The organism is Roseomonas chloroacetimidivorans (assembly GCF_049629625.1).
In the GTDB taxonomy this organism is placed as follows: Bacteria; Pseudomonadota; Alphaproteobacteria; order Acetobacterales; family Acetobacteraceae; genus Roseomonas; species Roseomonas chloroacetimidivorans.
Genome location: NZ_JBNBZS010000011.1, coordinates 124,252 through 148,821, shown reverse-complemented (window position 1 = coordinate 148,821; position 24,570 = coordinate 124,252). Strand labels below are relative to the sequence as shown.

23 protein-coding genes are annotated in these 24,570 nt (G+C 68.3%); 9 read left to right on the top strand and 14 right to left on the bottom strand.

Features of this window, described 5'->3' with window-relative positions; all coding sequences use genetic code 11:
• Positions 1–34: 34 nt before the first annotated feature.
• Positions 35–1,366, top strand: a complete 1,332-nt coding sequence (locus ACO1BU_RS10520) for a peptidylprolyl isomerase (RefSeq protein ID WP_424135892.1) — start codon at positions 35–37, stop codon at positions 1,364–1,366.
• A complete protein-coding gene (rsmA, locus tag ACO1BU_RS10515; RefSeq protein ID WP_424135891.1) occupies positions 1,359–2,183 on the top strand; it encodes a 16S rRNA (adenine(1518)-N(6)/adenine(1519)-N(6))-dimethyltransferase RsmA in 825 nt (274 codons plus the stop codon). Before ACO1BU_RS10520 ends, rsmA begins: the two co-directional genes overlap by 8 nt.
• A gap of 78 nt (positions 2,184–2,261) precedes the next feature.
• Here rsmA and glpD read toward each other — a convergent pair whose 3' ends face one another.
• From glpD to ACO1BU_RS10480, 7 genes are read right to left on the bottom strand one after another with little or no spacing between them, the layout of a single operon-like run.
• Entirely contained in the window at positions 2,262–3,761 is a 1,500-nt protein-coding gene (gene glpD / locus ACO1BU_RS10510) for a glycerol-3-phosphate dehydrogenase (protein ID WP_424135890.1), read from the bottom strand.
• Positions 3,762–4,595: a phosphonate ABC transporter, permease protein PhnE gene (gene phnE, locus ACO1BU_RS10505; protein WP_424135889.1), complete on the bottom strand. Its 834-nt coding sequence runs from the start codon at positions 4,593–4,595 to the stop codon at positions 3,762–3,764.
• Positions 4,592–5,392, bottom strand: a complete 801-nt coding sequence (gene phnE / locus ACO1BU_RS10500) for a phosphonate ABC transporter, permease protein PhnE (RefSeq protein WP_424135888.1) — start codon at positions 5,390–5,392, stop codon at positions 4,592–4,594. The genes phnE (ACO1BU_RS10505) and phnE (ACO1BU_RS10500) overlap by 4 nt, the downstream gene beginning before the upstream one ends.
• A complete protein-coding gene (gene phnC, locus ACO1BU_RS10495; protein WP_424135887.1) occupies positions 5,389–6,156 on the bottom strand; it encodes a phosphonate ABC transporter ATP-binding protein in 768 nt (255 codons plus the stop codon). The genes phnE (ACO1BU_RS10500) and phnC overlap by 4 nt, the downstream gene beginning before the upstream one ends.
• A complete protein-coding gene (gene phnD, locus ACO1BU_RS10490) occupies positions 6,153–7,256 on the bottom strand; it encodes a phosphate/phosphite/phosphonate ABC transporter substrate-binding protein (protein ID WP_424135886.1) in 1,104 nt (367 codons plus the stop codon). Before phnD (ACO1BU_RS10490) ends, phnC begins: the two co-directional genes overlap by 4 nt.
• Positions 7,253–8,089 (bottom strand): HAD-IIB family hydrolase, encoded by an 837-nt coding sequence (locus tag ACO1BU_RS10485; protein ID WP_424135885.1) that lies wholly within the window; start codon positions 8,087–8,089, stop codon positions 7,253–7,255. The genes phnD (ACO1BU_RS10490) and ACO1BU_RS10485 overlap by 4 nt, the downstream gene beginning before the upstream one ends.
• A gap of 48 nt (positions 8,090–8,137) precedes the next feature.
• Positions 8,138–8,929, bottom strand: coding sequence for a DeoR/GlpR family DNA-binding transcription regulator (locus ACO1BU_RS10480; RefSeq protein WP_424135884.1), 792 nt, complete (start codon positions 8,927–8,929; stop codon positions 8,138–8,140).
• A 107-nt stretch (positions 8,930–9,036) separates the two neighbouring features.
• Between ACO1BU_RS10480 and phnD (ACO1BU_RS10475) the strand changes: the two genes are divergently transcribed.
• Positions 9,037–10,014: a phosphate/phosphite/phosphonate ABC transporter substrate-binding protein gene (gene phnD, locus ACO1BU_RS10475; protein ID WP_424135883.1), complete on the top strand. Its 978-nt coding sequence runs from the start codon at positions 9,037–9,039 to the stop codon at positions 10,012–10,014.
• A 131-nt stretch (positions 10,015–10,145) separates the two neighbouring features.
• Here phnD (ACO1BU_RS10475) and mqo read toward each other — a convergent pair whose 3' ends face one another.
• Positions 10,146–11,807, bottom strand: a complete 1,662-nt coding sequence (gene mqo / locus ACO1BU_RS10470) for a malate dehydrogenase (quinone) (protein WP_481133217.1) — start codon at positions 11,805–11,807, stop codon at positions 10,146–10,148.
• 1,112 nt (positions 11,808–12,919) lie between these two features.
• On the opposite strand from mqo, the gene ACO1BU_RS10465 reads away from it, so the two are divergent.
• Positions 12,920–13,498 carry a hypothetical protein gene (locus ACO1BU_RS10465; RefSeq protein WP_424135882.1) on the top strand — a complete coding sequence of 193 codons (579 nt, stop codon included), beginning with the start codon at positions 12,920–12,922 and terminating at the stop codon, positions 13,496–13,498.
• Between the two features lie 187 nt (positions 13,499–13,685).
• The gene (locus ACO1BU_RS10460) at positions 13,686–15,167 is read left to right on the top strand and encodes an MDR family MFS transporter (RefSeq protein WP_424135881.1); all 1,482 of its coding nucleotides are present in this window, start codon (positions 13,686–13,688) and stop codon (positions 15,165–15,167) included.
• A gap of 80 nt (positions 15,168–15,247) precedes the next feature.
• Here the strand turns inward: ACO1BU_RS10460 and ACO1BU_RS10455 are convergent, their stop codons facing one another.
• Both ACO1BU_RS10455 and ACO1BU_RS10450 read right to left on the bottom strand, forming a co-directional pair.
• Positions 15,248–16,993: a glycosyltransferase 87 family protein gene (locus ACO1BU_RS10455; protein ID WP_424135880.1), complete on the bottom strand. Its 1,746-nt coding sequence runs from the start codon at positions 16,991–16,993 to the stop codon at positions 15,248–15,250.
• A 195-nt stretch (positions 16,994–17,188) separates the two neighbouring features.
• Entirely contained in the window at positions 17,189–17,758 is a 570-nt protein-coding gene (locus ACO1BU_RS10450; protein ID WP_424135879.1) for a nucleotidyltransferase family protein, read from the bottom strand.
• Between the two features lie 108 nt (positions 17,759–17,866).
• Between ACO1BU_RS10450 and ACO1BU_RS10445 the strand changes: the two genes are divergently transcribed.
• Complete coding sequence (locus ACO1BU_RS10445; RefSeq protein ID WP_424135878.1) at positions 17,867–18,421, top strand: chalcone isomerase family protein; 555 nt, start codon at positions 17,867–17,869, stop codon at positions 18,419–18,421.
• Between the two features lie 6 nt (positions 18,422–18,427).
• On the opposite strand, the gene ACO1BU_RS10440 is transcribed toward ACO1BU_RS10445, so the two are convergent.
• Entirely contained in the window at positions 18,428–19,144 is a 717-nt protein-coding gene (locus tag ACO1BU_RS10440) for a class I SAM-dependent methyltransferase (protein WP_424135877.1), read from the bottom strand.
• Positions 19,141–20,163: an enoyl-CoA hydratase/isomerase family protein gene (locus ACO1BU_RS10435; protein WP_424135876.1), complete on the bottom strand. Its 1,023-nt coding sequence runs from the start codon at positions 20,161–20,163 to the stop codon at positions 19,141–19,143. The genes ACO1BU_RS10440 and ACO1BU_RS10435 overlap by 4 nt, the downstream gene beginning before the upstream one ends.
• Before the next feature lie 206 nt (positions 20,164–20,369).
• On the opposite strand from ACO1BU_RS10435, the gene rsmD reads away from it, so the two are divergent.
• Positions 20,370–20,975, top strand: a complete 606-nt coding sequence (rsmD, locus tag ACO1BU_RS10430) for a 16S rRNA (guanine(966)-N(2))-methyltransferase RsmD (RefSeq protein ID WP_424135875.1) — start codon at positions 20,370–20,372, stop codon at positions 20,973–20,975.
• Between the two features lie 59 nt (positions 20,976–21,034).
• The gene (locus ACO1BU_RS10425; protein WP_424135874.1) at positions 21,035–21,532 is read left to right on the top strand and encodes a GNAT family N-acetyltransferase; all 498 of its coding nucleotides are present in this window, start codon (positions 21,035–21,037) and stop codon (positions 21,530–21,532) included.
• Positions 21,533–21,548: 16 nt separating this feature from the next.
• Here the strand turns inward: ACO1BU_RS10425 and ACO1BU_RS10420 are convergent, their stop codons facing one another.
• Positions 21,549–22,481, bottom strand: a complete 933-nt coding sequence (locus ACO1BU_RS10420; RefSeq protein ID WP_424135873.1) for a bifunctional riboflavin kinase/FAD synthetase — start codon at positions 22,479–22,481, stop codon at positions 21,549–21,551.
• 11 nt (positions 22,482–22,492) lie between these two features.
• Positions 22,493–23,089 carry an LOG family protein gene (locus tag ACO1BU_RS10415; RefSeq protein ID WP_424135872.1) on the bottom strand — a complete coding sequence of 199 codons (597 nt, stop codon included), beginning with the start codon at positions 23,087–23,089 and terminating at the stop codon, positions 22,493–22,495.
• 289 nt (positions 23,090–23,378) lie between these two features.
• Here ACO1BU_RS10415 and ACO1BU_RS10410 point away from each other — a divergent pair, with 289 nt between their 5' ends.
• Positions 23,379–24,521: a M20 family metallopeptidase gene (locus tag ACO1BU_RS10410; protein WP_424135871.1), complete on the top strand. Its 1,143-nt coding sequence runs from the start codon at positions 23,379–23,381 to the stop codon at positions 24,519–24,521.
• Positions 24,522–24,570 lie beyond the last annotated feature (49 nt).

Here is a 24,570-nt window from a genome sequence, read left to right as displayed (position 1 = left end):
CAATCCCATGCCGATCTGCTCTAGGAAACCGGCCATGCGATGCCTCCCCCGCCTCCGCCCGGCGCTGCCGGCCCTTCTCGGCTTCGCCCTGGCTCTGCCCGGGGCTGCAGCCCTGGCGCAGCCGGCTGCCCGCCAGCCCGCGCCACGGCCCGCCGCGGCACCAGCGCCGGAGACGGTCAACCGCATCGTGGCCGTGGTGAACGGGGATGTGGTGACCGAGGCCGAGGTCCGCTCCCGCGCCCGGCTTTTCGCCCTCAATATCGGACTGAGCCCTGCGGGCGACCTGCTGAGCCGGATTCGGCCGCAGATCCTGCGCCAGCTGATCGAGGAGCGGCTGCGCCTGCAAGAGATCCAGCGCCGCCGTATCCCGGTGGGCGATGATGAGGTGGCCCAGGCGATTGGGGACATCGAGCAGCGAAACGGTCTGCCCCCCGGTGGCCTGCGCGCTCAGCTCCGCGCGGCCGGAGTGGAGCCGCGCGTCCTTTATGACCAGATCCGGTCGCAGATCGGCTGGTCGCGCCTCGTTCGCGGCATGCTGGGCCCGGATGCCGATCCGTCGGAGGACGCGATTCGGGAGGCGGTCGCGGCCCATGAGGCCCGTGTCGGCCAGCCGGAATACCTGCTTTCCGAGATCTTCATCCCAGTGGAGGATCCCTCCACTGCCGCCGATACGAAGCGCTTCGTGGATGACGTGATCAGCCGGCTGCGCCAGGGCCTGCCCTTCCCGATCGCCGCCACGCAGTTCAGCCAGAGCCAGACCGCACTCCAGGGCGGTGACCTGGGCTGGGTCAGCAAGGAGAACCTGGACCCGGAGGTGGCCACCGTGGTGCAGCGCATGCCGCCGGGAGCCGTTTCCAACGCTATCCAAGTGGCGGGCGGGTACCAGATCGTGTCCCTGCGGCAGAAGCGTGAGACAGGGCGCGACAATGCCACCATGGTCACGGTTCGCCAGGCCTTCCTGCCCTTCTCCACCCCGCTGGACCCACAAAATCCGACGGAGCAGCAGCGGGCGCAGCTCGCCCGTGCCCAGGCCATCCGCGGCGGTTGCGATGCCGTTGAGGCCGCGGCACGTGCCGCCAATTCGCCCCGGCCGGCCGATCCGGGTGGCGCGGTGCGGCTGGAGACGCTGGAACCGCCCCCGCTGCGGCAACTGGTGTCCTCGCTGCCGCCTGGCCGCGTGAGTGAGCCCATCATCACGCCGGACGGCATCCTGGTGATCGCCGTCTGCTCCCGCGAGACGCGGAATCTGGCGACCTTCACGCCGGAGATGGCGAAGCAGCAGATCCTGCGCGACCGGGCCGAGAATCTCTCTCGCCAGCAGATCCGGAGCCTGCGGCGCCGCGCGCAGATCGAGATGCGTGGCTGAGCTTCCAACTCTCCGCGAGACGGTCGAGCGGCACGGGCTGGCCGCGCGCAAGGCGCTCGGCCAGCACTTCCTGCTGGATGAGGCGCTGTGCGGCCGGATCGCGCGGCTCGCTGGTGACCTGACCGGCCGTCATGTGCTGGAGGTCGGGCCAGGGCCCGGTGGACTGACCCGCGCCCTGCTGGCGGCCGGGGCTGAGCATGTGCATGCGGTGGAGTTGGATTCCCGCGCCGTGGCCGCATTGGCGGAGTTGGGGGTAGCCTATCCGGGCCGGCTGACCGTGACCGAGGCCGATGCGCTGAAGGTCGATCCGGTGGCGATGATGCCGGCGCCGCGGCGGATCGTGGCGAACCTGCCCTACAATGTCGGCTCGCCCCTGCTGATCGGCTGGCTCGGTCAGGCCGGGGCCTATGAGAGCCTGACGCTGATGTTCCAGCAGGAGGTGGCCGAGCGGATCGTGGCCGCCCCGGACACGGAGTCCTATGGCCGGCTGGCGGTGGCGGCTCAGTGGCGCTGCGAGGCGCATATGGTGCTGCGCCTGCCACCCGGCGCCTTCAGCCCGCCGCCCAAGGTGTGGTCCGCCGTGGTGCATCTGGTGCCGCATGCCGTGCAGCCCGAGCCGATGCTGGCCCGTGCCATGGAACGCGTGACCGCGGCTGCCTTTGGCCAGCGACGCAAGATGCTGCGGGGATCCCTCAAGTCGCTGGGCCAGGCGGAGGCATTGCTGGCAGCCGCCGGCATCGAGCCCACGCGGCGGGCCGAGACACTGAGCGTGCCGGAATTCGAGGCGCTGGCGCGAGCGCTGCTCGCGCGCGCCTGACGGCGCTCTGCGCGCCCCTGAACCCGAAGAAAAGGGAAGAGGAGAGGGTCTGGAAGAACTCCTTCTTCCCGGCCTTTCTCAGGCGGCAACCAGCGCCTTGAAGGATGCCGCGAAGGCCTCGCGCTCAGCCGTGGTCATGTGTAGGCCGCGCTTGGTTCGGCGCCACAGCACATCCTCCGGCGTTTCCACCCATTCACGCGCGCGCATCCATTCCAGTTCCCGTGCGGTTATCCCACCGCCGAGATCGCCGCCCATGGCCTCGATGGACGTGGCGCCGTCGATCACCCGCTCAAGCTGGCTGCCATGGGTGCGGATCAGGCGGTCCAGCAGGGGGCGGGGGAGCCAGGGATGGGCGCCGGCCATGCTTTCCGTAAATGCGTCGCGTGACAGGCCGCCGAGGTCGCCGCCGGGCAGGGTGGCTCGGCCGGTCCAGGAGGTGCCAGGGCGGCCCAAGGCGCGGCCGATCTGCTCGGCAGCGTCCTCCGCAAGGCGGCGATAGGTGGTGATCTTGCCGCCGAGCACAGAGAGAAGTGGTGCCCCTTGCTGGTCCATCTTCAGCGTGTAGTCGCGCGTGACGGCGGATGGATTGTCGGAGCCGTCGTCATGCAACGGGCGGACGCCGGAATAGGTCCAAACGACATCCTCCGGCGTGATGCTGCGGCGGAACTGGCGGGAGACGGCTTTGCAAAGATAAGCGGCCTCCTCGGGCGTGCAGTGCGGCCTTCCCTGAGCGGGGTCATGCGGCACATCGGTGGTACCGATGAGCGAGTAATGCTGCTCATAGGGAATGACGAAGACGACACGGCGGTCGTCATTCTGCAGAATATAGGCCTGCGGGCCGTCATAAAGCTTCCGCACCACGATGTGGCTGCCGCGGACGAGCCGGACCCGGCCCTGCAAGGCCGTGCCGGTGGCGTTCTGCGTGCTCAGCACCCAGGGCCCGGCAGAATTGGCGATGGCACGGGCGCGCACCGTCCGCATCGCGCCGTCCTGGGTGCGCAGGGTGACGGTCCAGGCATCGGCGGCGCGGGTCGCGCCCACGAATTCCGTGCGCGTCAGGATCGTGGCGCCGCGGTCGGCCGCATCCCGCGCATTCAGCAGGACGAGCCGGCTGTCTTCCACCCAGCAATCCGAATAGGCGAAGCCGCGGGAGAATTCCGGCTGCTTCAGCGGCTCGCCCTGTGGCAGACGGGCAAGGTCCAGCGCCTCGCTTGCGGGCAGCGACTTGCGGCGAGCCAGGTGGTCATAGAGGAAGAGGCCGGCGCGGATCATCCAGCGCGGACGCATCTCCGGCCGGTGCGGCAGGACGAAGCGCATGGGCCATATGATGTGCGGCGCGATGCCCAGCAGCACCTCGCGCTCCGCCAGCGCTTCCCGTACCAGGCGGAACTCATAGGTTTCCAGATAGCGGATGCCGCCATGGATGAGCTTCGAGGAGGAGGAGGAGGTCGCCTCGGCGATGTCGGCCCGTTCCACCAGCATGACGGAGAGGCCGCGGCCCACCGCGTCACGCGCGATGCCGCAACCATTCACGCCGCCGCCGATGACGAGGAGGTCGACCCTTTCAGGGGTGTTCATTCAAAGGAGCCTTGCCCGCACGCGGGTCACAACGATTTCCGCAATCAGCACAACGGCCAGGATGGCGAGGAGGATGGTCGCCACCTGGTCCCACTGGAAGAAGTTGATGGCATCATCCAGCACCACGCCGATGCCCCCGGCGCCGACCAGGCCCAGCACGGCGCTTTCGCGCACATTGATGTCCCAGCGGAACAGGGCGACGCCCCAGAAGGCCGGGCGGATCTGCGGCCACACAGCCTTGAGCATTTCCGCCCCCCAGGGTGCGCCGGCGGCGCGCAGCGCCTCGCGCGGGCCAGGGTTCAGTTCCTCAAGGGCTTCGGCCAGCAACTTGCCGACGAAGCCGATGGAGCGGAAGGCAATGGCGAAGACGCCAGCCGCCGCGCCGGGCCCGAAGACGGCGACGAAGATCAACGCCCAAACCAGCGAGTTGACGGAGCGCGAGGCCACCAGCCCCACCTGCGCCAGCGCGTTCAGTGCCTTGATCCGGCAGATGTTGCGCGCCGCCATCAGCGCCAGCGGAATCGCCATGATGAAGCCGAAAGCCGTGCCCAGCGTGGCGATGTGCAGCGTCTCCATCAGCGCGGCATGAACGGTGGTGGGGTAGTAGGCCAGATCGGGCGGCCACATTCGCACCAGCAGGTCCGCCATCTGCTCCGGCGCGTCCGCGAGGAATTCCGGAATGATGTCGATGGTGCGGATGGCCCAGACCACGGCGGCCACGATCACCAGGAAGGCAATCCAGCGCGTCAGCCTTTCGCCCGGCGTGTGGCGGATCCATTCGCGGCGCAGCGGCGCCAAGGGATCCTTGGTGGTGTCACCCGTGGTCGCGCTCATTGCATGGCTGCCCGGATGCGGCCGGAGACGAACTCGGCCAGCAGAATAAGGGCGATGATCGAGATCAGGATCGCCGAGACGAAGTCGTAGTCGAAGCGCTTGAAGGCGGCGAAGAGCGTGCCGCCGATGCCGCCTGCGCCCACCACGCCCACCAGTGTGGAATTCCGCAGGTTGCTATCGAGCTGGTAGAGGCTGAAGCCGACAAAGCGGGACGCCACCTGCGGCAGCACGGCATAAAGCAGCACCGCCATGGCGGAGGCGCCGGTCGCGCGCACGGCTTCCACGGGCTTCATGGAGATCTCCTCCACAGCTTCGGCGAAAAGCTTCGCCACGAAGCCGATGGAGGCAATGATCAGGGCGCAGACGCCGGCCAGCGCGCCGAAGCCGATCGCCTTCACAAAAAGGATGGCGACGATCACGTAGTGCAGGCTGCGGCACACCGCGATGAAGGCCCGCACGGGGGAGGAGAGCCACCAGGGCGCGATGTTGCGCGCCGCCATCAGGCCGAGGGGCAGGGAGAGCAGGATGCCGAAGACGGTGGCGAGCACCGCGATCTGGATACTCTCGAGCATGCCTTCCAGCAGCAGCTCCCAGCGCTCGAAATTCGGTGGGAACATCCGCGCGAGGAAGCGCCCACCTTCACCGAGGCCGCTGACGAATCGGCCGAGGCCGAGATCGAGTTGGGACGCCGCATAGACGAGATAGGCGACGAGCAGGACGCCGAAGATCCGCATGCCCCAGTCCGGGGCGAAGGGAGCGCGGCGATCGGCGGGGGTGGGAAGGGCGCTGTCGCTCACAGCCAGTCCTCACCGCCATAGATCTGGCTGAGATGGCTGTCCTGCAGGTCCTCCGGCTTGCCGTCGAAGACGATGGCGCCGCCGGACATGCCGACGATCCGGCGCGCGTAACGCCTGGCGAGCGCGACGTTGTGGATGTTGATGATGACCGGCACGCCCTCGGCGCCCGCCAGCTTGGTCAGCATCTCCAGCACCTCCACGGAGGTGCGGGGATCGAGGGAGGAGGTCGGCTCGTCCGCTAGCAGGAGGTCTGGCTTCTGCATCAGGGCGCGGGCAATGCCCACACGCTGGCGCTGGCCGCCGGAGAGGGCGTCGGCGCGCCGCGTCGCGTGCTCGGGCAGGCCCACCGCGTCCAGAAGCTGGAAGGCGCGGGCGATGTCCTGCTCCGGGTATTTCCGCATCCATGCCCGCCAGAGCGGCACATAGCCGAGCCGCCCGCAAAGCACGTTCTCCATCACGGAGAGGCGTTCCACGAGGTTGTATTCCTGGAACACCATCCCGATCCGCCGGCGGGCGAGGCGCAGGGCCCGCCCGCTCAGCCTGGCCATGTCGACGCTGCCCTCGGCACCCTTCAGCCGGATCTCGCCCTTGGTGGGCTCGATCAGCCGGTTGATGCAGCGGAGCAGCGTGGACTTGCCGGTGCCGGAGGGGCCGATGATGGCCGTGATCCCCTCGGCCCCGATGGACAGGTCCAGGTTCCGCAGCACCGGCTTGCCGGCCACGTACTCCTTGGTGAGCCCGCGGATGTCGAGGGCGGCGCTCATGGCTTCGCCTGCGGCACGTTGTGCACGCCGCCGCTCTGGGTCTGGGTGCGGGCGGCGTTGCGGCGGGCCTCGGCCTCCAGCTCCTTCCGGCTCTCCTCGTCGAAGGCGGCGCGGCTGTAGGGGGCGTTCACCGCATCGGCCACGGCGCGCACCGGCGCCCATTGCTCCGCATAAGTGGCGGGCCAGAAGCGGTCATTGCCGCCGAGGTCGCGCGCCATGGATTCCGGGAAGCGGAAATCCAGGAAGCACTGGCGGATCTTCTGCTGCAGCTCCGGCCGCAGGTCATGCGACATGGCGAAGGAGGAGGTGGGGAAGGGATCGCTCTGCCAGATGACCCGGAAGTTCTCGCCCTTCACCTGGCCGCGGGCGACCATGCGGGAATAGACGTCGGATGCCACAGGCGCTGCATCGTAGTCGCCTGCATTCACGCCCATCACGCTGCGGTCATGCCCACCGGAATAGACCACGCGGTAATCCTCGTCGGGCTTGAGGCCGAGCCCGGGGAAGAAGGCGCGCGGGGCGAGGTTGCCAGAATTGGAAGTGGCGGAGGTATGCGCGACGCGCTTGCCCTTGAGGTCTGCCAGCGTGCGATAGGGGCTGTCGGCCCGCACCAGCATCACCACGCGGTAGCTCTCGAAGCCATCCGGCCCGCCCTTCACGGCGAAGGGCACGGCGCCGGCCAGGTTCACCGCGAAGGCGGTGGGACCGGTCGAGAAGCCCGCGATGTGCAGCCGGCCGGAGCGCATGGCCTCGACCTGCGCCGCATTGCTGGTCACCTGGAAATAGACGGTGCGCTTGCCCGTGCAGCGCGTCAGGTAATCGACGAAGGGGCGGAACTGGCTGGCATAGAGGGCCGGGTCTTCCACGGGGGTATAGGCGAAGACGAGGGTGGAGGGATCGCGCTGGCGCGATGCCTCGGGCGCGTCGGCCACCAGGTCGCGGTTTTCGTCGCAATAGCCCTCGTCAAGCTGCCCGCGGAAGCAGCCGCCCTGCTGGGCTTGGCCCTGGGCCGCGGCCGGCAGCGCGGCCATGGCAAGCAGCCCGGCCGTGGCAAAGGCCATGGCCCCCGCCGGAATCGTCGCCAGAAGCAGATTTCTCATGCGCCGTTCTCCTCCGTGTTCTTGGCGCGCGCGGCGAGCAATGCCTGCGCGAATTCCGCGAAGCCGCGCCCGCCGGGCGCGCGCGTCACATAGGCCGGGGTAGCCGTCATCCGGCCCAGATGCTCCATGACATTTGCCACCCCGATGGAGAATGGGATGGCCCGGAAGAGCGGCGCGTCATTCGGGCTGTCGCCCAGGAAGGCCACCTGGTCGATCACCGAATCCAGCGGTGCGAAACGCGCGGCGAAAAGGGATTCGATTCCCGCCCGCTTGTCCCAGTCCCCGAACCAGGCATTGACGTGGATGGAGGAGACCTTGGCCTGCGCGCCGCCCGCCTCGAAGACGGCGGCGATGCGCGCGGCATCGTCCAGCGACAGCGGGCCGGCATCCTCGGCAAAGTCCACGGCGGCGTCGAAGAGACGGAAGGGCTGGTCGGCGGCAATCCGGGTGCCGGGCACGGCGGCCATGGCCTTCTCGGCCAGCGCCATCAGGCGGGCATGGTTGGCCAGCCGCGCCGCTTCCTCCTGCGCCTGCCAGCGGATCATACGGCGCGCAGCCCGGTCCTCGGCGTACCAGAGGGCGCCATTCTCCCCCACCACCGCCGCGACCGGCCATTGCCGGGCGATCAGGTCGCACCAGCCCGCCGGGCGGCCGGTGACGGGGATCACGGAGAGGCCTGCCGCCGCCAGCGACTCCATGGCCGCATAGGCCGCCGCGGGCAGGCGCCCGTTCTCGGTCAGCGTGTCGTCAATATCGGTCAGGACGAAGCGCAGCTGGGTCAGGCGCGCCAGGGGCGCGGCACTCAGGGGCTGCGGGAAGGGCGCCTCGGCCAAGCGTGTTCCTCCGAATGATGTGGAGGATACCACGCTGAATGTGGAAGTTCAAACATCTCCCGCCACATGCACCGTAACCCCGGCCCGGGCCAGGGCGGCCGCCAGGGGCGGGGGTGGGGGCGCGTCCGTCACCAGATCCGTCAGGGCGGAAAGCTCCGCCACACGCTCCAGATAGCCACGCCCGAACTTGCCGGAGTCGAGCAGAAGCATTCGGCGTGACGCCCGGTCCAGCATGGCGCGCTTTACCCAGGCCGCCCGGCTTACGGCATCGTTTGGGCCCTCTTCCGTCAGGCCGGAGGCACCGATCAGCGCCACATCCGCGCTGAAACGACGCAGGAACGCGTCTGTCTCGGCGCCATATAGGGCTCGCTCCACGGCGTAGAACTCACCAGGCGCCACCAGCACCCGCAGCTTTTCCAACTCTCCGGCAGCGGAGACGACGGGCAGGCTGTTGGTGATGATCGTCGCGCCCAGGCCGCGTGCCGCAAGCGCCCGGGCGAAGCGGGCGGTGGTGCTGCCGGCATCGACCATCAACACCGCGCCGGGCTCCACCAGGGCGGCGGCGGCCGCGCCGATCCGGGCGCGCTCGGCCCCGGCCATGGCCTCGCGGGCCTGGAAATCCGGTTGCACTCCGGCATGGGTGACCGATGCCCCGCCATAGGTGCGCCGCACGGCGCCCTGGGCCGAGAGGGCCTCGATGTCCCGCCGCACCGTTTCGCCGGACACACCGAATCGTGCCGCCAGGGCGCTGATTCGCACCGTGGGGTCCATGTTCAGCGCCTGGAGGATGGCCGCGTGCCGCGCCTCCTTCCCTGGCGCGCCGTTCTGACGCCTCGCCATGGCGGCAAGGTGATCGGGCGGCGGCCAGCGTGCAACAGGCCAGACCCCTGGTCGGCGCGTTGCCGCCGTGACAGCCTGATGAAGATTCCAGAAGACGAGGGCACACAATGATCCTTCGCCGCCGTCTGATCGCTGCCGGAGCCCTATTGCCTCCCATGCTGTCCGGGGCCGCGCGTGCCCAGGGGCAGGCCCCGGCGCCCCCTATGCCGGCCCAGGGCAGGCGGGGCTGGGCGGCGCAGGTGCCACAGCTCCGCCTGGGCGTGCTGGGCGGCGAATCGGAGAGCGACCGGCTCGGCCGCTATGACGGCTATCGCAAGCTGTTCGAGGACACCTTCCAGGTGCCCACCCGGATGTTCTTCGCCTCCGACTATTCCGGCGTGCAGCAGGCCTTCGCCGCGAAGCAGCTGGAGATCGCGAACATGTCCCCCGCCGCCTATGCCGGCGCCTGGCTGGATACGAATGGCGGGGTGGAGCCGATCCTGGTGACGCGGGAGCCGGATGGCAGCACCAGCTATGTGGCGCTGATGTATGTGCGGGCCGATTCGGGCATCACGAAGCTTGAGGAGATGCGCGGCAAGGCCATGGCCTGGTCCGACCCGAACTCCGCTTCCGGCTATCTCATCCCGCGGGCCGAGTTGAGGGCCGCAGGCATCAACCCCGATACCTTCTTCGGCCGCACGGGTTTTGCGGGCGGGCATGACCAGGCGCTCGTTGCCGTGCTGCAGAAGCAGTACGACGCGGGGGTGTGCTGGTCCTCGGGCCAGGGAGATGAGAGCAAGGGCTATTCCCGCGGGGTTCTGACAGCGGCGGTGGAGAAGGACCTGCTGAGGATGCAGGACATCCGGATCATCTGGCGGTCCCGCCCCATCCAGAACGGCCCGATCGTGGTGCGCAGCGACCTGCCGGCCGCCTTCAAGAAGGACATGGTGGATTTTCACCTGGCCCTTCCCACGGCGCATCCCGACATCCACAAGGCGGTGGAGCGCGGCAGCGCCATTGGCTGGGTGCCGACGAAGCACGAGGACTACGCGGTGTTCGTGGACATGCGCCGGGCCGAGGCTTCGGAGCGACGCCGGCGAAACTAAGGCGTGGCATAGCTTGCTGCGCCCGCAGGAACATCGGCCATGCCGTCGTCGCGGCCGATGTTCCTACCCTCATGCGCATGGAAGGATGCCGCGCGCTGAGCCGGATCGCGCGCGGCAACAATCACCCGGTCTCAAAGAGCCATATCTGATACGGGCGAGGCCTCGCTGCTCGGGCTGCCGGTCGTGGCGGGCCTTGCAGCGGCCGGAGCGTCGATCGCCGGCGCAGCGATGGCAAGCTGGAGATGCTCGCCCGTATAGGCCCATTCTGCGGCCACCAGCTTGGGATCGTCGTTCAGCTTCTTCCCGTAGCTGGGAACGATCTGGCGGAGCTTTTCCTGCCAAGCCGGCGTCGCGACCTTGTCCGCGAACACCCGCTTCAACAGGTCCAGCATAATCGGCGCGGCCGTCGAGGCACCGGGCGACGCACCGAGCAGCGCGGCGATGCTCTTGTCCTGGGAGTTTACGATCTCGGTGCCCAGCTTCAGAACCCCGCCCTTCTCCTTGTCCCGCTTGATGATCTGGACGCGCTGGCCCGCCTGCCAGAGGCGCCAGTCCTCGGCTTTGGCATTCGGGTAGTATTCGCGCAGCGCCGCCAGGCGGTCCGCATCGGACATCATCAGCTGCCCGGCCAGATACTCGACGAGGTCGAACTCATCCCAGCCCACGTGCAGCATCGGCGCGATGTTGTCCAACGTCACCGACGCCGGAAGGTCGAAGAAGGACCCCTGTTTCAGGAACTTGGTCGAGAAGGTCGCGAAGGGGCCGAAGAGGATGACCTGCTTGCCGTCCAGGACGCGGGTGTCCAGGTGCGGCACGGACATCGGAGGCGAACCGACCGAAGCCTTGCCATAAGCCTTCGCGAGGTGGCGGCCGGCCACGCCGGAGTTCTCGGTGACCAGGAAGGAGCCACCGACCGGGAAGCCGGCATAATCAGCGGCCTCGGGGATGTCCGACATCTGCAGCAGGGGCAGCGCACCGCCACCGGCCCCCAGGAACAGGAACTTGGCGTCAATGGAATGCCCGTCCGTGCCGTCCTTCAGGTTCCGGTAGGTGACGCGCCAGGTGCCGTCCGGATTGCGCTGGATGCCGCGCACCTCGCTGGAGGTCTGCAGGCTGAATTGCGGCTGGCTCTTCAGGAACGAGACATACTGGCGGGTGATCTCACCGAAGTTCACGTCCGTGCCCAGCGGCGACCAGGTCGCGGCAATCTCCTGGCTGGGATCACGGCCCTCCATCATGATCGGCACCCATTGAGCGATCTGCTTGGGGTCGCGCGAGAACTGCATGCCGGCGAAGAGCGGGCTGGCCTTCAGGGCCTCGTAGCGCTTCTCCAGATAATGCGTGTTCTCGTCGCCCCACACGAAGCTCATATGCGGCGTCGAGTTGATAAAGGAGCGCGGGTTCTTCAGCACGCCTGCCTGAAGCTGGTGTGACCAGAACTGGCGGGAGATCTGGAACGCCTCGTTGATCTCGACGGCCTTCGCGATCTGGATGTTCCCGCGCGAGTCTTCCGGTGTGTAGTTGAGTTCCGCAAGGGCGGAGTGACCAGTGCCGGCATTGTTCCAGCCGTTGGAGCTTTCCAGCGCAACGTCATCCAGGCGCTCGAGCATCCCGATCGACCAGTCGGGTTCCAGCTCGTGCAGCAGGACGCCCAGCGTCGCACTCATGATGCCGCCGCCAACGAGCAGAACATCCACTGCCTTGCCGGCCGGCGTAGCCATGCCCGGCCAGGACGGCAGGGCCGCGATCGTACCCGCTGCAACGGCTGTGCTGAGCAGCTGCCGGCGATTCATGGCAAATTTCCGGGGGTGACCGGCGGTCCAGTGGCCGCCCTTGTCGCCTTCAGTCATCAGTAAAAGTCCTTCAACTATAGCCTCCGAATGGGGCCTCTTCAACGAGAGCACTCAAAGAGCCGCCGGGATCTCCGACGGCCCTTTCCCCACCGGCTTCGGCCTGAATGAGCCTGCCTGGTTCAACCGTGTTGGCTGTTACCGCCGGTCACGCCATGCTCCTCCAGGAAGTCCAGCGCGGCCTGGCTGCGGCTGGTGGGCTTGCTGGCGAGCGGAGTGCGGCCTTCGGTCTGCCTCCAGCCGCCGTGAGCGGATATGCCCGGGGGCACCATTTTCTGCTCAGGGTAAGCGAGGCCTGCAGCGATTTGGGCGATTAGCACCGCGACAAGGGGGAGCAAAGTGTCTTCAACCTAGACATCAATCCATCTTACAGGGATGGCGGCGGCTCTCTGTCGTCGTCCGTTCGGGGAAATGAGCCTCTCGACCGGCATGATCAAATCGACATGGTGGATCTTCTCCATTCACGGCATGGATGGATCAAGAGTGGCGGCTCTGCGCTCCTGCCGGTCACTCCTGTGTCGCGACCGGCGCTCCGAAGGACGCCAACCCTATGGCTCTGAGAGAGCCGGAATGGGTAGAAAGCGGCCCGTCAGCGTTTCACACCCAGGTGCTGCGTCGAAGACACCTCATATCCGCTTTTCAGTTCGGCTACCCAGAAACAGCTATTCCGCCGCCGGCTAAATCGCGCCCTTGAGGACGAACTCAGATAGCTCACTTTTACATCCGCTCGCGAGATTGCAGCGGGCATCCGGATGGCGGCCTTCTACAGCCGTTAACCACCCGACCCGGCGCTTGGCCGTCGGCGCGAGTACAACGCAGGTCAGGTCCACAATGCGCTTCAAATGTGCTGCGTACCTGATTTTGGGCTTGATCATGGAAGTGGCCAAAGGGAGGCGCACGGCCCGTTTCGGAAAGCCGCTTTCATCCTCGGTGCCTGACTCGACAAGGTCACGCCTTGCGGGATTAGGGTGCGGCGATGACCCCTTCGAGGGAGAGCGGAGATGTCAGAAGCCGGTTACGTTGTCGGAAACGTTGTTGATCCAGAAGATCCGGCCGTGTGGCAGGCAGCCGCGGCAACGGCCAGTGGCCGGCAGCGGAAATACATCGACAAGATGGGCGACGTGGTGACGCTGAACCCCGGGGAGGCCGTTATTTTCTCGGGGACCCAGGGTAGCCTGACAAAGGCCTTCGGCAACAGCCGGCTCGGCACGCGCTTCCAACGTCAGAGTGGCTCGGGGCTGGCTCTGATTGTTTCGACGGCGGGCAGCAAGCTCCACTCGCTCAGCACCTTCGGCAAGACGGCAAAGGCCGTGGTCAAGGCCAGGCATAGCGGCACCGTCAATGTGGGCTCGCTGTCCAACATGTATCGGATGTCGAAGACCTTTGCGAAGACCTATACGCTGGTCCAGCTGGCAGCGATCAGCCCGGGGGAGATCAACCAGTCCTCGCTGCGGGAGCATCTGGTTGAATACTGGCTGGAACCCTCGGTTGATTACGCTGGCTTCTACAACGCGCTGGTCGCAAGCGGCTTCATCAACACCTACATGGTCCGCCGGCCCTCCCGGCTGCGCGCCTTTTTCTCCCGCAATGCCGGTGGCGGTGCCATCAATATCGGGGCGGAGGACTTGGCCTAAGAATCCGTCCGCAAGGTTTTCAGCGGGCAGGGCGTCCGGCCATGGGGGCGCCTGCCAAGTCTTGGGCTGGGCGACCCGGCGGTTCACGTCAGGCCCGCTGCACGCCTTCCACCTTGCAGGCTCCCTCCGGGGAAGGTGAGACAACAGACCATTTCGCGACAGCGAAAATGGGCCTAACCCACGGCCCATGCCTGCTGCCCCGACTCTGCGCCGCCCGCTGGTTCTCGCCTCGGTGATGGTGGCGTTCTTCATGATCGCCATCGAGGCGACCATCGTCTCCACCGCCATGCCGCAGATCGCCGGGCAACTCGGTGACCTGCATCTTTACTCCTGGGTCTTTGCTTCCTTCCTGCTGACGCAAACGGCCACCACCATGGTTTTCGGCAAGCTGGCCGATATCCATGGCCGGCGCCCGGTCATGCTCTGGGGTATCGCAATCTTCCTGGTCGGGTCGCTGCTCTGCGGCTTCGCCTGGTCCATCCCCTCGCTGATCCTCTTCCGGCTGATCCAGGGGGTCGGGGCGGGGGCAATCCAGCCGATCGGTCAGACCGTGATCGGCGACCTCTATTCGATGCAGGAGCGGGCGCGGATCCAGGGCTGGCTGGCCAGCGTCTGGGGCATCTCCTCCGTGATCGGGCCGCTGGTGGGCGGGCTGATCATCCAGCAGGCGAGTTGGGCCTGGATCTTCTGGATGAACCTGCCCGTTGGCCTGGCCGCCGCCGCCGGCTTCGCCCTGTTTCTACGGGAGGACGTGGCGCGGGAGCGGCGGCCGGTGGACGCGGCCGGCGCCATCCTGGTTACCCTTGCCGTCGCGGCACTCATGACCGCGGCAACCGATCCGGGCAGCCAGCTTTCCGTGCTGGCCGCCATCGCCTGCGTCGTCTGTACGGCCGCCTTCCTGTGGTGGGAGGCGCGGGTGCGGGAGCCCATCATGAATCTCGCCCTCTGGTTCCGGCGGACCATCGTGACAGCCAATGCCACGGCCCTGTTCAGCGGCATGGCCATCATCGGCCTGACCACCTTCCTGCCCATGTATGTCCAGGGCGTGCTCGGCCGCTCCGCCCTGGTGGCGGGCTTCGCGCTGACCGTCATGGTCCTGGGCTGGCCCATGGGCGCGACGATCGGGGCGCGCGCCTTCGCCCGCTTCGGGCTGCGCGCCTGCCTGCGCTTCGGTGCCGTACTGCTGCCGCTGGGGGCGCTGCCCTTCGTCCTGCTCGGCCCGGGCTCCTCACCCGTGCAGGCGGGGATTGGCTCCTTCGTCATGGGGCTGGGAATGGGATTTATCACCGTCTCGGTGATCGTGGCGGTGCAGGAGAGCGTCGGGTGGTCTGAGCGTGGCGCGGCCACCGCATCGAACGTCTTCTCGCGCAACCTGGGCAGCGCCCTGGGTGCGGCGGTGCTGGGCGGGGTCCTGAATTTCGGCCTGGTGCGGCAGAGCGGGGCAGAGGTCGATTTCGAGGCGATCCGGAAGCTGCTGGAGCAGGGCGGGACGATCGGGGATGCGGCGGTGCGGGCGACGTTGGACGGATCTTTGCACCTGACCTTCTGGGGAATTCTCGCCCTGTCCGTCGTGACGCTGCTGACGGCCATGCTGGTGCCGCAGGTGGTGCCGCGCGCCAAGGTTGCCGCCAAGCCGGCCGCGGCCAAGGCCGATGCGGCGGCGGATTGAAGCGGATCGTTAGGCGCCGGACCGCCGCAGATGACAGCGCCTGATGGGAGCGCCGTTTATCCCTCGCCCCCTCAGGGGAGCTAACGCCAGCGGCAGAGCTCGACCACCCTCGTGAGGTTGTTCGGCACGGGCCGGCAGGATGCCCGGTCGAATTCGACCTGCAGCAAATCCGCGGCTTCACGGTCATAAAGATCCGCGTCCTCAAGCAAGACGAAGGCCGGTCCTGTATGAGAGCGCACGGCCTGCAACACGCGTGCTGTGTAGCTGGCCGGGTTATCCGCCGCGCCCGCCCATTCGGGATTGGGGGCGCCGACGAAACGCACGCCGATTCCGTCCATAGATGGCGCCACGAAGGATACGGCGGGCCCAAGCATCAGGACCAGCGAATCCTCAGGCAAGTTGTGGTGCTTAACCGCCAGCACCGCGCTTCCCTGCGGCTCCCTCTCCCACCGAAACGGCTCGCGCGGATGGGCGGGGTACTCCGTGACCACCATGCAGATGGTAAGGGCGGTTGCCACGCAAAGTGCTGCCCCGCCGCGCCACCACCCTGCGGGTAGTACCCATCCCGCGCTGGGCCCGCTCGCCAGCAGCAGTTCACGTGCGGCGGCCCAGACCGCAACACCAAGCAGGACCTCGATCGGAACCGCGTAGCGCAGGATCGAAAAGGCGGCGAGCCAGGCCACGTAGCTGGCAAGCGTGAAGGCAAGCACCACCCGCACCGCGCGTGCGGCGACCCGCTCGGAGCGTTCGGCCGCTTGATCGCCAGCCCATGCCCGCTGCGGCCGGTCGTTCCGGTAGAGCCACCGCCATGCTCCGAGCAGCATGACGAGGAGCAAGGCAGTGAGGCCGATGGCGAAGCGCGCATCGGCGAGTGGCGGCTCCAGCACGACACCTTCGGATCGGCGGGCCCAGATGAAGGGATAGTAAAGGGCTTCGGCCAAATTGTCGGGAAGGAACCGCAGATCGCGCTGGCCGGTGGACGGAAAGAGAGGCGAGTGAAAGATGTTGTTGAAGAACGGCCCGAACGGATTGCCAAACCGGACCCAAAGGAACCAGCCCCAGGGGCCATAGGTGAGCGCAAAGCCCAAGGCGCCGCCCATGGCCAACAACGCCACCGCCCATGCGCGGGACGCCGCGCCACCGCATACCGCCAGGGCAGCGGCGAGTAGGAGAGCTGGCGGGAAGATGGCAGCGGTGAGCTTCAGGCCGACGGCGCAGCCGCCCAGGGAACCAGCAAGGAAGCGGAGCCGAGCGGCGCGGGATGGCTCCTGCAGCTCATCTGCTCCGGCCGCCAGCAGGAGTGCGATGAGCGCACCCAGCACAAGACAGCCGATCTGGATGTCATTGTAGGTCGAACCGATTTCCGGGAGTGTCGCTGCGCCGGTCAGGCCGAAGCACGCCGCCAACGCGCTTGCGATCGTCACGCGTTCAGCGCTGCCATGGCAGGCGAGGTTGGCCAGGGCGATCGTGAGGAAGGCCAGCAGTCCCGCGTAGCCGGCCTGCAATACCGATACCAGCTGCGGCCAAGCATTCAGAGGGCTCTGGGTCAGCAGGTAGAAGGGCAGGTCGAGGCCTGGATGCAGGAAGCTATGCGCGCCTGCGGGTGCGAGATCGATCTCCCACCGCCCCTCCATCAGGGCGTAGGCATTGTAGTGATGGTAATTCCTCAGATCCCAGCTCGTATCGCGGCCCAGGGCGAGCGCGACAGCGGCTGCCGCAATCCAGCAGACGAAGAAAACCCCAAAGCCCATTTGGAACCCGCCGATCCCAGGCGCGGCGTGGCGCTGCTCCAGATGCGGCTTGGCACGGACCAGTCCATCATCCATGGCCGATGGAGGCACCAGCTAGGCACGGCATAGCGGTCGGCCTCTTCGAGAGGATGCCGAAAGCTTATCGATGTTCCGGAATCACGACAATTGCGTTCTTATAGTCCTTGGGGCCGCCGCTGGGCCCTGAGGCAGCGCTGGTTGACTCTTTGGAGCGGCGCATACCCGCTTCAGCTTGGAAGCGATGCTTTCCGATCAGATCGAAGCCTGAGCGGGCTCCTCCCGCAGAAGCGGCCAGCGCGCGCGCCAGCCCTTGGCCGCAACCCGCGCCGCGAAGACCTCGCGCTTCGCGCCGGTGAAGCATGGGCCCGGGCGGATTACGCCACTGAGCAGGTCCTCCAGCCCCAATGGAGCCAGGATCACCACCGCCGTGCCGTCCCAGCACGCCGCCACGGCGGTGGCGGTTTCCGGCCAGTGGCACATGGCGTCCGTCGTGTCGCGATAGGGCGCGTCGCCGTTGCGGGCGTGCATTCGCGCCTGGTTGGTGACGGACCAGTCCACGCCGGGCTCCGCCTCCCGCAGCCGCGCCTCGATCGTCCGGTCCTGTGTGACCGAGGGCGCCGCTCCGAACCACACCACATCAACATCCCCGGTGCCGGGCGCAGGCGGGCGGCCATGCAGCCAGTCCCAGGCAGCGTCGCGCACGAAGCCCGCGCCGATCCAGGCATCGGGCAGGGCCAGCGCCGCCACCGTGCGCAGCAGCTGCATCCTCCAGACATCCGTCTCCAGGATCGCGCGCAGCCGCGCCGGCCCGTCCATCGCCATCCGCCTTGGTCCCCTGCGCGCCGCGCATGATCCCGGCCTGGGCGCCCCCTGGGCATCCATCGGAACGACGCCATCATAGAGCGGTTACCGGCAGCAGGGAGGCGGCGCATGAGGATAGCGGATGGGCGTTCGGGGGCGGGGCTGGCCATGGGCCGCCGCGGCCTGCTCGTCCTGGCCCTCGCTGCCCGGCCGGCCCTGGCGCAGGAGGAGGCACCCGCGGAGATGGTGGTGGCCGGCCGCCGGCTGGTGCTCAATGGCACGGGTCCCCGCCGCTTCCTCGGCTTTCCTGTGATCCGCGGCTGGCTCTACCTGGAGCGGCGCAGCCGTGACGATGCCGCCATCCTCGCCTCCAATCAGGTGAAGTTGCTGCGGCTACGCTACCTGGTTCCGGTGCCGAAAAGCCGGTTGGTGAGCGGTTGGGAGGACGGATTCCGCAATGGCTGCGGCTGCGAGATGCCGGCGGACTTCCGTGCCCGGCTGCGTGACCTGCCAGCCGGCCAGATCGAGGACTGGCTGTTCCTGCCCGACCGTGCCGAGATCGCCTATGCCGGGGAAAAGCCGGTGGTCGTCACCGCGCACCAGGGCAGGATGATGTTGGCCAGTTTCATCGGGCCGGATTCGGACAGCGAGGGAATGCGGCGAGGATTGCTGGGGCTGGACTAACCCGCTTCAGCTCGGCGGGCGCGTCCAGGCCTCGGCATGGACAAACCGGGCGCGGCGCACCAGGCCGGCGGCGGCCAGCCCGGCGCGGGCCGCATCGCAGGCGGCCTGGCCTGTGAAGGCCGGGTGAAACTCCAGCAGGACGAAACGGGCACGGGCCAGGCGTGCCGCCTGGGTGGCGATGAATTCGATCTCCCCGCCTTCGATATCCATGACATAGGCGTCGAAACGCAGGTCGTGCTCGGCCTCAATGGCGTCCGGATCCAGCACCGGGACGCTGATGGGGGCGCCGCGTGGCCGGTAAGCGCTGCCTGCGACAATGTTGCCGCCCGGCCAGAACCGGCCGTCACCGCCGATTATGCCGTGCCGGATGGTGAACTGGGCTCCATTGCGGTCTCGGTTCGCCCTCAACGTCGGCAGCAGTGCGGGATTGGCCTCCACCACCACATGGCGCCGCGGATCACGCAGACGCCGGTTGGCCAAGCAGGAGACGACGCCCAGGCAGCCACCCATGTCCAGAAGGGTCGAATCCGGTGGCAGGTGGTGCAGCAGCCGCCGCTCCGGCATTTCGTAGAGGCCCAGCAGGAAGCGCCCGCGGAAGCCGCGGCTCGTCAGGTCCGGCGGTACGGCGAAGCGCAGGCCCTGGTGCCGGTACTCGCCGCCCAGCCTGTCGAAGAGCCAGCCACTGGCCTGTTCGAGCCATGGAAACCGCGAAAGGGTGATCACCCCGCGAACATGGCGCGGATGGCGGCCGGGTCCACTGCGCCGAGACTGGAGGGCGACCAGCGCGGCGCGTTGTCCTTGTCCACCAGCACGGCGCGCACCCCCTCCGCGAAATCGGGATGGCGGGTGACCGCGCGGGTCAGGGCCAGTTCCATCGCCAGGCAGTCGCGCAGATTCATCGTGGCGCCGCGCCGCAGAAGCTCCAGCGTCACGGAGAGCGAGGTGGGGGACATGCGGTGCAGCACGGCAAGCTGGGCGCGGGCCCAGTCGCTGTCCTCCGCTGTCAGCAGGGCCATGATCGAGAGCATGTCGTCGGGCGCGAAGCAACGTTCCACAGCGGCGCGCTCCGCCTCCACCCGGCCAGGCGGCACGGCAGCGGCGAAGCGCGTCACCACCGCCGGGTCACCGGTCAGCAGGGCTTCGCGCAGGGCGGGCAGCCGCTCACGCAGGACATGATGGGTGGCCAGCCCGGCCTCCACCGCCTCCGCGCCCTGAAGCCGCGCGCCGGTCAGGGCCAGCCACTTGCCCATGGCGCCGCCCCGCCCTGGCAGGCGCGGCAGGACGTGCGAGGTTCCGACATCGGGGAAGAGGGCGATGGCGGTTTCCGGCATGGCCAGCAGCGCATGCTCGGTGACAATGCGATGGCTGCCATGGACCGAGACGCCAATGCCGCCGCCCATGCAGACGCCGTCAATCAGGCTGATCCAGGGCTTCGGAAATTCCGCGATCATCCGGTTCAGGCCGTATTCGGCGGAGAAGAAGCGCTCGATCGTCGCGGTGTCGCCGGCCAGGGCGGCACTGCGAATGGCGCGCACATCGCCGCCGGCGCAGAAGGCCCGGCCACCGGCCCCTTCCAGCACCACGAGGTCGATGGCGGGATCTGCGGCAAAGCGCGCGGCGGCCTCGGCCAGGCCGTCGATCATGCCCTGGTCCAGCGCGTTCAGCGCGCGGGGACGGTTGAGCAGGATTATGCCCGCCCGCCCCTCGATGCGCGACACCACGCTCGGCTCCGCCTGCTCCATTGCCGTTCCTCTCCCGGATTGCCGTGTCGGGGCTAGACCTTGGGCGGGCAGGCGGCAAGCCGCGAAGGGGAGAAAGGCCGACGGAGGTCCCGTTCTGCTTGCCTGGAGCGCTGGCGGGTGCGTGAGGCTGGCGCACCTCAAACTCGAGGAAAAAGATGAGAGGCCCGGGGAGAATTCCTTCCTCCCGGTCTTTTTCCCCTCGGAGAATGCGGCCTAGTACGAGGGATGCTTCCCAGAGTTCGAACCCGATGAGGATCGTCGCAGGCCGCTGGCGGGGCCGCGCACTCCAGGCTCCGCCAGGCGCCGGAACGCGGCCGACGGCCGACCGGGTGCGCCAGGGGCTGTTCGATGCGCTGTGGCACGCACCCTGGGCGGGACGCGCCGTGGTGGAGAGCGCGGTGGTGCTGGACACCTTCGCCGGAACCGGCGCGCTGGGGCTGGAGGCGCTCTCGCGTGGGGCGGCGCGGGCGGTCTTCATGGAGCAGGACCGGGCGGCGCTGGCTGTGTTGCGGGCCAATATCGCGGCCCTGAAGGCGGAGGGCCTGGCGCGGGTGGTGGCCGGGGATGTGCGACGGCCGCCGCGGGCGGATGCACCGTGCAGTCTGCTGTTTCTCGACCCGCCCTATGGGAAGGATCTGGGGCCGGCGGCGCTGGAGGCGTTGCGCGCGGCCGGGTGGATCGCGCCGGGGGCGCTGGCCTGCCTGGAGGTCGGGCGGGAGGAGACCGTACCTGAGCTGCCGGGATGGAAGATCGTGGCGGAGCGGGAGCAGGGCGCGGCGCGGATGATCGTGCTGCGAGAGGGGACGGGCTGACGCGCCTGCTAGCCTCGACGCTGTTGTGATGCCCTGCCGCCTGACGGCAGGATGGCCCCATGCCCGAGGTCCTGTTCCAGATCAGACCGGTAAGAACGGCGGCGGAGCTTAAGGCAGCGGCGCAACTGTTCAGCGCCTATGCGTCGTCGCTCGGGATCGACCTGTCCTTCCAGGGCTTCGCGGCGGAGCTGGCAGGCTTGCCCGGCCCATATGCGCCGCCGGCCGGTGAACTGCTCCTGGCGCGCGGCCTGTGGGGGGAGCCACTGGGCTGCGTCGGGCTCCGGCCGGTGATGTTCGAGGGCTGCTGCGAGATGAAGCGGCTCTATGTCGCACCACCAGGGCGTGGGCTCGGGCTCGGCCGGGCGCTGGTCGATGCTGTCATCGGGGAAGCCATGCGGATCGGCTATCGCGAGATGCGGCTGGATACGCTGCCCTTCATGGCCGAGGCGATCGCGTTGTACGAGAAAGCGGGGTTCAGACCGATCGAGCCCTATTATGATACTTATGATACGCCCCTGGCCGGCACGATCTTCCTGGGGCGGCTGCTCGCTCGTTGATGCGGGATACCGGCTCCTATGCTTGCGCCAGTATGGCCCGTGCCTGGGCCGCATCGGCCGCGATGGCCGCTTTCAACGCGTCCAGCCCATCAAAGGTCGCGTCCTCTCGCAGGAAGCGATGCAGGCGGATGCCGATCTCCTGGCCGTAAAGGTCGCCCGACCAGTCGAAGAGATGGGTTTCCAGCCGCGTTTCCGGATCGCCGCCCAGGGTTGGGCGCCGGCCGACATTCGCGACGCCGGGCACCACGGAGCCATCCGGCAGCACGGCAAAGACGGCATAGACGCCGCGCGCCGGCTCCAGATGGCGGCCGAGCCAGATATTGGCGGTGGGCCAGCCGAGTTCCCGGCCCAGCCGGTCTCCCTGGAAGACGGTGCCGCGGATCTCCCAGTCGCGGCCCAGAAGGGCGGCGGCGCGCTCGGGATAGCCATCCTGCAGGGCACGGCGGATGCGGGTGCTGCTGATCGGGCCCGCGGCATCGGCCACGGGAGGCACAATGGAGAGGCCGATGCCGCGCGCCTCCGCCCAGCGCGCGAGGAAATCCACGTCACCGCCACGACGATGGCCGAAGGCGAAATCCGCGCCGCAGGCCAGGTGGCGCGCTCCCAGCCCCTCGCGCAGCACCTGCTCGCAGAAGGCCTCCGCCTCCATGGCGGCGAGGGCGGCGTCGAAGGGGACGGCGTGGACATGGGCGCAGCCGGATGCCGCCAGGGCGGCGGCCTTGGCGGGCAGCAGGGTCAGGCGGAAGGGCGGGTCCTGCGGGCGGAAGAATTCGCGCGGATGCGGTTCGAAGGTCAGGGCGGCGAGGGGAAGATCGGGGCGCCCGGCATGGGCGGCGGCCAGCACGGCGCGGTGGCCGCGATGGACGCCATCCAAATTGCCCAGCGCCACGGTGCCGCCCCGCGCCGCCTCCGGCAGGGCTCGCCAGTCCGTCCAGACCTGATAGCTCATGGCCGGTGGCGTCAGCTCTGCGCCATGCGCTCGATCCAGCGCGTCACTTCGGGCGGGCGGAAGGCGGCCAGCAGGTCCAGAGCCTCGTCGGGGGTGGCCGCGGTCATGGAGAGGAGGCGGTGCTCCGGCTTCACGAAGCCTGCCTCGGTCATGCTGTCCAGCATGGCGTTCAGCTTCGACCAGTAGCCGTTCACGTCCAGGAAGACCGTGCCCTTCTTGTGAAGGCCGAGCTGGGACCAGGTGAGGACCTCAAAGGCCTCCTCCAGCGTGCCGAACCCGCCGGGCAGCACCACGAAGCCATCCGAGAGCTGGGCCATCAGGGCCTTCCGCTCATGCATGGAGCTGACGACGTGCAGGCGGGTAACGGAGCCGTGGCCTAGTTCACGCTGCATCAGATGCTCGGGGATGACCCCGTCCACCTCGGCCCCTGCCTCCAGCGCGCCATCGGCCACGACGCCCATCAGCCCGACCTTGCCGCCGCCATAGACCAGGCCGAGCCCGCGGGCGGCGATGGCGTGGCCCAGGGTGCGGGCCGCTTCAGCATAGGCGGGATCGGTGCCGGGGTTCGCGCCGCAGAAGACGCAGATCTTCTTCATATCAAGGGTCATGGGGGCGAATGTGGCACCGCAGCGTGAAGCCTTCCAGCCGGGGGATGCCCGGTTGCCGTCATGCGGCTGGGCGGCATTGCGCTTCCGGACCTGGGCCGGGCCGGTGGCACGCCTGCCTGGCCGAGCGGTGTAAGACCCCGGGGGGGCCTCCATCCCGCTGCCCCAGCCTTGCCCGCGCAGGTCGGGCGCGTCTCTGAAGGACCGATGAACGACCGGGCCAGCGGGCATGGACAAGGGCCCGGCCGGGCGCGAGAACCCGCCCATCCGCAGCACGGAAGGATGATCGCCCATGCCCGCCACCCAGATTGGCACCAGCGAGACCTTGCTGGAGGAACTGCGCAACTGGGTATTGCAGGAAACCCCGACCACCGACGCCTCTGCCGTGAATAAGCTGGTGGACAAGGCGGAAGCCGAGCTTCGGGCCGTTGGCGCCGAGGTGACGCGCATCCCTGGCCGGGACGGATATGGAGACACGCTGATCGCCCGTACCCCGGCCAGCCCCGCCCATGGCAACCGTCGCCCGGTGGTGATCTCTGGCCATCTAGACACGGTGTGGGACCATGGGACGCTGGACAGCTCGATGCCCTGGAAGGTGGAGGGCGAGAAGGCCTTCGGCCCCGGCATCTACGATATGAAGGCGGGCTCCTTCCTGGCCTTCCACGCGCTGCGCGAGATCCTGCGCCAGAAGGTGCAGACGAAGAGCCCCATCACCCTGCTACTGACGCCCGATGAGGAGGTGGGCAGCCCCACCTCCCGCGACATCATCGAGCGCGAGGCGGCGGGCGCCAGCGCCGTGCTGATCCCCGAGCCCGCAGGCGGCCCTAACGGCGCCTGCGTGACCGCGCGCAAGGGCGTGGGGCGCTTCACCGTGAAAATCCAGGGCGTGTCCGCCCATGCCGGCGGCAATTGGACGGAGGGGCGCAGCGCCGTGGTGGCGCTGGCCGGGCTGATCCAGAAGGTGCATGCCATGGTGGATCTGGCGGGCGGCACCACCACCAATGTCGCGCCGATCTGGGGCGGCACGCGGCCCAACGTCATCCCGCCGGAGGCCGGCTGCGAGATCGATCTTCGCGTGGCGACCATCGAGGACGGGGAGCGGATGGAGAAGGAGATCCTCGCCCTGGCCGGGAGCGAGGACGGGATCACCATCACGATCGAGGGCGGGATGAACCGCCCCTCTTTCGCGGAGAACCCGGACATCCTGAACCTGTATGAGCACGCGCGGAGGCTGGCGCGGGAGGCCGGCTACGAGCTGCCGAAGCAGCATCGCGGCGGCGGGTCGGACGGCAACTTCACCGCCGCCATGGGCATCCCGACCCTGGACGGGCTCGGCTGCACGGGCGCCGGGGCCCATGCGCCCCACGAGCACATCCTGTGGCGCGACCTGGCGCCGCGGGGGCAGGTGATTACGGGGCTGCTGGAGACGCTGTAACGCGTCCGGGGGCTACCCCGCTTCTGGGCCGCGCCTTGGCGCGGCCCAT